7 protein-coding genes and 1 pseudogene are annotated in these 6,631 nt (G+C 68.7%); 6 read left to right on the plus strand and 2 right to left on the minus strand.

Annotated features, from left to right (window positions below; translation table 11 throughout):
• Positions 1 to 759: LysR substrate-binding domain-containing protein (locus tag I6U14_RS03710; protein ID WP_296896969.1), on the minus strand; the 759-nt coding region annotated here is incomplete at its 3' end.
• Positions 760 to 894: 135 nt separating this feature from the next.
• Here I6U14_RS03710 and ilvD point away from each other — a divergent pair.
• A complete protein-coding gene (gene ilvD, locus I6U14_RS03715) occupies positions 895 to 2,577 on the plus strand; it encodes a dihydroxy-acid dehydratase (RefSeq protein WP_296896970.1) in 1,683 nt (560 codons plus the stop codon).
• 270 nt (positions 2,578 to 2,847) lie between these two features.
• On the opposite strand, the gene I6U14_RS03720 is transcribed toward ilvD, so the two are convergent.
• Entirely contained in the window at positions 2,848 to 3,168 is a 321-nt protein-coding gene (locus I6U14_RS03720; RefSeq protein WP_367115624.1) for a hypothetical protein, read from the minus strand.
• Positions 3,169 to 3,417: 249 nt separating this feature from the next.
• On the opposite strand from I6U14_RS03720, the gene nifB reads away from it, so the two are divergent.
• From nifB to I6U14_RS03745, 5 genes and pseudogenes are all read left to right on the plus strand, one after another.
• Entirely contained in the window at positions 3,418 to 4,956 is a 1,539-nt protein-coding gene (nifB, locus tag I6U14_RS03725) for a nitrogenase cofactor biosynthesis protein NifB (protein WP_296896971.1), read from the plus strand.
• Between the two features lie 132 nt (positions 4,957 to 5,088).
• Positions 5,089 to 5,379, plus strand: coding sequence for a 4Fe-4S dicluster domain-containing protein (locus I6U14_RS03730; RefSeq protein ID WP_296896972.1), 291 nt, complete (start codon positions 5,089 to 5,091; stop codon positions 5,377 to 5,379).
• A 143-nt stretch (positions 5,380 to 5,522) separates the two neighbouring features.
• Positions 5,523 to 5,810 (plus strand): hypothetical protein, encoded by a 288-nt coding sequence (locus I6U14_RS03735; RefSeq protein WP_296896973.1) that lies wholly within the window; start codon positions 5,523 to 5,525, stop codon positions 5,808 to 5,810.
• Positions 5,807 to 6,391 carry an ArsC/Spx/MgsR family protein gene (locus I6U14_RS03740; protein ID WP_296896974.1) on the plus strand — a complete coding sequence of 195 codons (585 nt, stop codon included), beginning with the start codon at positions 5,807 to 5,809 and terminating at the stop codon, positions 6,389 to 6,391. Before I6U14_RS03735 ends, I6U14_RS03740 begins: the two co-directional genes overlap by 4 nt.
• Positions 6,388 to 6,631, plus strand: a pseudogene (locus I6U14_RS03745) (FprA family A-type flavoprotein); the annotation flags it as partial. The gene I6U14_RS03740 and the pseudogene I6U14_RS03745, both read left to right, overlap by 4 nt.

Consider the following 6,631-nt stretch of genomic DNA (forward strand, 5'->3'; position numbering starts at 1 on the left):
CGGCGGTGCGACCATGGCGGTGCCCGGCACCAGGGCATGCTCGGTGCGTGCGGTGACACCGAGCCCGTTCTTCACTGCCGCCATCAGCCCCGGCAGGCTCGTGGTGGTGTAGGCAACCCGCCAGGGGATGTCGGCGGCATTGAGGGCATCCACGGCCACCTGCCGGAAGGTGCAGGGCGGCGAGAAGGTGGCGAGCGGCAACGGCGCGGTGCCGTCCCAGGGCGGCTCGCCGCCGGCAGGCTCGGCGCCGATCCACCGCAGCTGCGCCTGCCCCAGGACACGACCACCGCCGCCGGCGCCAGCGTGGCGCACCGTCAGCACCAGGTCATAGTCGCCGCGCTCGAAGCCGGCGGCGAGGTCCTGCGCAAAGCCGGTGTGCACGTGCAGCCGCACCCTGGGATAGGTGCGTGCAAACTGCGCCAACAGCTCCGGGAAGGGGCCTTCCGACAGCCCCTGGGCCACGCCGAGGCGCACTTCGCCCTCGATGGCGCTGTCCGCCACGGCAGCCACCGCCGCCTCCTGCAGGCGCAGGAGCTGGCGGGCGTGTCCGACGAAACGCTCGCCTGCAGCCGTGAGCCGACGCTTTCGCCCCTGGGCCACGAATAAGGCGCAGCCGAGCTCCGCCTCCAAGCGGCGCACCTGCTGGCTCACCGTCGACTGGGTCTTGTGCAGCTGCCGGGCGGCGCGGTTGAAGCCGTCCAGATCCACCACGGTGACGAAGGTGCGCAGCAGCTCGGTGCTGAGGTTGGGCGTGGGCATTGTTCGCAAGTCATGAACAGCTAGCGCAGAAAATATCATTGGAACGATCAATCCGCACCGGCTAGCTTTCCTCCAACCGGAGCCGCTCCGGCGCCGCGCCGATCTCGCAGCTACAGTCCACCCAAGAGGTCACCCATGGAAAAGAAACTCAACCGCTACAGTGCCCGCGTCACCGAGCCCAAGGCCCAGGGCGCCTCCCAGGCCATGCTCTATGCCACCGGGCTCGACGAGAACGACCTCACCAAGCCGCTCATCGGCATCGCCGGTGTGTACCTAGAAGGCAACCCCTGCAACATGCATATGCTGGACCTCGCCGCGGAGGTGAAGGCCGGCACCGACGAGGCCGGCATGGTGGGCATGCGCTTCAACACCATCGGCGTCTCGGACGGCATCAGCATGGGCACCCGCGGCATGAGCTATTCGTTGCAGTCGCGGGACCTGATCGCCGACTCCATGGAGACCGTCTGCGGCGCCCAGTGGTACGACGGGCTGATCGCGCTGCCCGGCTGCGACAAGAACATGCCGGGCTCCATCATGGCGATGGCACGGCTCGACCGCCCGGGCATCATGGTCTACGGTGGCACGATCCGCGCCGGGCACGGCAAGTCGGGGCAGCCGCTGGACAGCGTCTCCGGGTTTCAGAGCGATGGCCAGTTCATCGCCGGCACCATCAGCGAGGAAGAGCGCGAGGACATCGTCCGCCACGCCGGCCCCGGCCCCGGCGCCTGCGGCGGCATGTACACCGCCAACACCATGGCCTCCGCCATCGAGGCGCTCGGCATGTCCCTGCCCTACAGCGCCTCGACGCCAGCCACGGACCCGGCCAAGTCCGAGGAATGCCGCCGCGCCGGTGAGGCTATGCGCAACCTGCTGGAGCACAACATCAAGCCCAGCGACATCATGACCCGCGCCGCCTTCGACAACGCGCTGGCGGTGGTCATGGCCCTTGGCGGCTCCACCAACGCCGTGCTGCATCTCATCGCCATGTCCCGGGCCATCGGTGTGAACCTAACCTTGGAGGACGTGCAAGCTGCCTCGGATCGCACGCCTTATCTGGCCGACCTCAAGCCCAGCGGCAAATACGTGATGGAGGACCTGCACCAGGTGGGCGGCACCCCGGCGGTGATGAAATACCTGATGTCCTTTGGCCTGATGCACCGCGACTGCCTGACGGTCACCGGCCATACGCTGGAGGAGAACCTCGCCGACCTGCCAGGTCTGGACGCCGACCAGAAGATCGTCATGCCGGTCACCAAGCCCATCAAGGAGACCGCCCACATCCAGATCTTGCGCGGCAACCTCGCCCCCGAAGGCGCCGTGGCCAAGATCACCGGCAAGGAAGGGCTCCAGTTCCAGGGCCCCGCCCGGGTCTTCGATGCAGAAGAAGACATGCTCCACGCGCTGGAGGACGGAAAAATCCAGAAGGGCGACGTCGTCGTCATTCGCTACGAGGGCCCGAAGGGCGGTCCCGGGATGCCGGAAATGCTCACCCCCACCTCCGCCATCATGGGCGCCGGCCTCGGCAAAGACGTCGCGCTCATCACCGACGGGCGATTCTCCGGCGGCTCCCACGGCTTCATCATCGGCCACGTCTGCCCCGAGGCCCAGGAAGGCGGCCCCATCGCGCTGCTTGAGGACGGCGACACCGTCACCATCGACGCCGGCGCGCGCCTTCTGGCCATGGACGTCGACGAAACGGAGCTGGCGCGCCGCCGTGCTGCGTGGACCATGCCGCCCTACAAGGCCACCCGCGGCACGCTCTACAAATACATCAAGACCGTGAAGCCGGCGTCGGAGGGGTGTGTGACGGATGAGTAGAGTACGAAGTACGGAGTACGGAGTGCCGCGTCGGTCGTAAGTCCGACCACGGGCCGGGCTCTGGCTCCCGCGCCAGCGTGGGAGCTGAAGCGGACGCCCTGCGTCCCGTCACGTTGCCTACGTGGTGGTCGCTCGACGTGAAGTCTCAGCCCGACTGAGCGAACAGCAGGCGGGCTGTGCAATGTGAAACCCGCCCCTCGCTCGCTCTGCCAAGCGGGGCACAAGCGCATCACACGCTCACTACAGCACGGAAGCGTTCGGCAAATCGGCTCATGGTGTCGGCTTCCTCCGGATAGTAGCCTGTAGGCGCTCGCCGTCGCTCAGGTCGGCGTAGATGTCGATGAAATCCAGGTACTTGAGCCGCTTCTGCGGATCCGGCTCCAGCGCCGCGCGGCGCCCGTCCGGCCACTCCACAAGCAGCGGGATGTCCAGCTCGCGAAAGCGCTCGCTCAGGCGCTCCTGCAACTGCTCCTGGCGCACCGGGACGATGCGCGCGTCCGGGTCGAGACTCGCTGCCTCGGCGGCGTACAACGGGAGCGCCGCGTGCGGGTAGTCCAGAACGAGGTTCTTGACGTTCCGGTGGTGGCTCATGCCGAAGCCCCGTGCCGTTGACGCTCGCGCACTGTCGCCGGTCGGTACCGGACCCGACAATCCGCCCTTCTACACCTGTCACGCTTGCGACAAGCAGGCGGTCACTAATCCTAGGAATCCTCTTACAATCAGTTTCTTGCGCGTCTTCTGGCGCGCAGGCACGGGCCTTGCTTATCCCTTGGCGAGCATGGTGCGCACCGCCCGCCGGTGCCGACGCCAACATGACCGATTGCAGACGGGGGATGCGCAATGGCGCTCGAAGCATTGGATCAGCCCAAATTACCTGCCGCCGGTGGCTGCTCAGCGAGCGGCTGCGGCTCGAGCACCGACAAGCTTGCACATCTGCCGGAGCACATTCGGACCAAGGTGCACAACCATCCGTGCTTCTCGGAGGACGCGCATCATCATTACGCGCGCATGCATGTGGCCGTGGCGCCCGCTTGCAACATCCAGTGCCACTACTGCAACCGCAAGTACGACTGCTCCAACGAGTCGCGTCCTGGTGTGGTCTCGGAGCTGCTGACGCCGGAGCAGGCGGTCGCCAAGACGCTCGCCGTCGCGGCGGAGATCCCGCAGATGACGGTGCTCGGCATCGCGGGCCCCGGTGATCCGCTGGCGAACCCAGAGCGCACGCTCGCCACCTTTCGCGCGCTGTCCGAAAAGGCCCCAGATATCAAGCTCTGCGTCTCCACCAACGGTCTGGCGCTGCCGGAGCTCGTGGACGAGATCTGCGAGCACAACATCGACCACGTCACCATCACCATCAACTGCGTGGACCCCGAGATCGGCGCCAAGATCTACCCGTGGATCTTCTGGAACAACCGCCGCATCAAGGGCGCCAAGGCCGCCAAGATCCTCATCGAGCAGCAGCAAAAGGGCCTGCAAATGCTCTGCGACCGGGGTGTGCTGGTGAAGGTCAACTCGGTGCTGATCCCAGGCGTCAACGACGAGCACCTGAAAGAGGTCAGCCGCGTCGTCAAGGCCAAGGGCGCCTTCCTGCACAACGTGATGCCGCTGATCGCCGAGCCCGAGCACGGCACCTTCTACGGCCTGATGGGCCAGCGTGGTCCGAGCAACGAGGAGCTGCAGGCGCTACAGGATGAGTGCGCCGGCGACATGGCCATGATGCGCCATTGTCGCCAGTGCCGGGCCGACGCCGTCGGCATGCTGGGCGAGGACCGCGGTGCGGAGTTCACCAACGAGAAGGTCGCGGCCATGGACATCGATTACGCAGCCGCCATGGCCCGTCGCGCGGAGGTGCACGCGGCCATCGAGGCCAACCGCGCCGCGCAGCAGCAGCAGCGGAACGAGAGCTTCGTTCCGATCACCTCCCTGCTGGGAAGTCGAAAGCGCAGCCAGCCCCAGCCGAAACCTGCGGCGGTACCGGCCGCCCGCTTCGCCGTGGCCACCACCGGCGGCGGTGTCATCAACGAGCACTTCGGCCATGCCCGGGAGTTCCTGGTGTATGAGGCGGCCACTCGCGGTGACAGCGTCGACGTGCGCTTCCTCGGTGCGCGCAAAGTGGACCTCTATTGCGCCGGCGGCGATACCTGCGGGGACGCCGAGGACGCACTGGCCAAGACCATCCGCACGCTCGAGGGCGTCACCGGTGTGCTCTGCTCAAAGATCGGCATCGAGCCCTGGGACCGGCTCGAGGTCGCCGGCCTGGTGCCCAATGGCGAGCACGCGATGGAGCCCATCGAGGATGCCGTTGCTGCCGTCTATCGCGAGCTGCTGGCGGAGGGTCGGCTGGCGCCGCCCGCCGAGGCCGCAGTGCTGTCGGCGTAGTTCAACCCGAGCGCCGACAGCACAGTCTGGGGTCTCGCGTGCGGCGGCGCGAGCCTCTTGGCGTCGGCCCGACCTACGCAGGCAACAGCTTCGGCGCTCCGAATCCTGCCGAACAGACACGAGGACCAGACCATGGCCTACCGCATCATCGACAGCTGTGTGAACTGCTGGGCCTGCGAGCCGCTCTGCCCGAGCGAGGCCATCCGCCCGGCGGCCCCGCCGGCAGTCACGCATTTCACCATCGATGCCCGCGCCTGCACCGAATGCGAGGGCGACCATGCGGACCCGCAATGCGCGAGCATCTGCCCGGTGGAGGGCGCCATCCTGGACGCCGCCGGTGAGGCCGTGAACCCGGCGGGCTCACTCACGGGCATCCCCCCGGAGCGACTGGCCCAGGTCATGGCGGAGATCCGGGCGCGCTGACCGCCTTGGGCCAGCGTCGCAGCCCGGTGCTGCACCAGATCCCAGCTCAGGGTCCCAGCGCAGGATCCCAGCGCATGGCCCAGCCCAGGTCCCAGCCCAACGCTCAGCCGCACGCAGCACCAACGCCGCCCGGGAGCACCGCCATGTTCGTGTTCGACAGCCCCGCCCTGCTCACCGTCCGCAGGGAACCGCGCAAAGCCCCGCCGGCGCGCGGCCTCCGGCGCCTGACCTGGCGCCTGACCGGGCGCCTGGCCGCGCGCCTGCTGACGGCGGTCGCAGCCCACCGGGACCTGGCCGACCGCGGGCGAGTCCTTCCCCGCCCCGCCGGCTGCGGCTGGCTGCCGCGACGGGCCTGGCGCCGCCATGGCGCCCTCATCTGCCTGCGCGCGGGTATCGATCCAGACGCCAGGCCGGAGGGCGCCCAACGGTGACCGCCATCGTCTTCTACGAGAAGCCGGGCTGCATCGGTAACGCCCGACAGAAGCAGCTCCTGGTGGGCCTCGGGCACAGGCTCGAGGTGCGCGACCTGCTGCGCACCGCCTGGGACGCGGACGATCTGGCGAGCTACTTCGACGGCATGCGGGTGCGCGACTGGCTCAACCCGAGCGCACCCGCGGTGCGCGATGGCGAGATCGACATCGACGCCCTGGACGCCGACGCGGCGCTGGCGTTGCTGCTGGCACAGCCGCTCCTGATCCGTCGGCCCCTCATCGACTCGCCGCACGGGCGCTGCGCCGGCTTCGTGCCGGGGCCCGTGCTCGCCGCCCTGGGCGTACCGGATGCCGCCCGCGAGCTGGACACCTGCGCACGCGGAACACAGACGCCCCAGAGCGGCGCGCAATCCTGCGATGCGCGCGCCGCCGCCTGCCGGTCCGACACCGGGCGGCGGGCGACCGATGCGCCCGCGCCAGCGCACAGCGGCGCTGGACGAAGCAGCATTGTGCAAGGCAGCACGGGGCGCAGTCCGGGCCAAGACAGCCGAGCCGCGCCTGCCGGGAGCGCCGGGCCATGAGTCATCCCAGCCCCGGCAGCGAGACCCGGCCCGGCACCGGTGAGACGCCTGTCGCCGTCGCCGACGGCGTGCACTGGATCGGCGCGCTGGACCCGCAGCTGCGTCGCTTCGACCTCATCCTGCGCACCGCCAACGGCACCACCTACAACGCCTACGCCGTGCGCGGCAGCGCGGGTGTCGCCGTAGTGGACACCGTCAAGGCCGAGTTCGCGGAGACCTTCTTCGCGCGGCTGGAGCAGG

The sequence above is a fragment of the Thiohalocapsa sp. genome (genome assembly GCF_019695415.1).
In the GTDB taxonomy this organism is placed as follows: Bacteria; Pseudomonadota; Gammaproteobacteria; order Chromatiales; family Chromatiaceae; genus Thiohalocapsa.